Genomic DNA, 523 nt, shown 5'->3' with positions numbered 1-523 from the left:
CTGATGACGTAGTCACCGAAATGCTCATTCTCTTCTCTTTCTTTAGCATAATTGATAAGAATAGGTTTAAGCTCTTGTAATATGTCTTCTTCCCCAATATTTTCACGAAATAATTTATTGAGTCTGTCCCCTCTGAATCCTGCTCCCAAATACATATTATATTTACCGGGAGCTTTTCCGATAAAGCCGATTTCACCAAGGGCTGGTCGGGAACAGCCGTTAGGGCAGCCTGACATACGGATAATGATTTCTTCGTCTCTTAATCCTGCTTCATCAAGAATGTCTTCTATTTTATCAATTAAAGTTGCACTTGATGCATTAGGATACGACGTTGATAAGTTTAATAATACTTTTGATGAGAATTTAGAATTTGAACGAATTGAACTTTCTAGAGAAGAAGCCATTGAAAAATTCAAAGAGCTTGGGGATGATTTGAAACTCGAGCTTATCGAGGATATTCCTGAAGGCGAAACTCTTACAATTTATAAGCAGGGAGAATTCTTCGATCTTTGTCGTGGGATAC

1 protein-coding gene and 1 pseudogene are annotated in these 523 nt (G+C 37.5%); one reads left to right on the top strand and one right to left on the bottom strand.

What is annotated here, in order from left to right; all coding sequences use genetic code 11:
• Positions 1 to 305: pseudogene (locus ACFQY0_RS21415) on the bottom strand (sulfite reductase); the annotation flags it as partial.
• On the opposite strand from ACFQY0_RS21415, the gene ACFQY0_RS21410 reads away from it, so the two are divergent.
• Positions 280 to 523, top strand: a 244-nt coding sequence (locus ACFQY0_RS21410) for a hypothetical protein (RefSeq protein WP_379717158.1), incomplete at its 3' end; no start/stop codon positions are given. The pseudogene ACFQY0_RS21415 and the gene ACFQY0_RS21410 overlap by 26 nt on opposite strands.

The organism is Haloferula chungangensis (genome assembly GCF_042664875.1).
GTDB classification, from domain to species: Bacteria; Verrucomicrobiota; Verrucomicrobiia; order Verrucomicrobiales; family Akkermansiaceae; genus Haloferula; species Haloferula chungangensis.
This window is presented reverse-complemented; position numbering and strand designations above follow the sequence as displayed.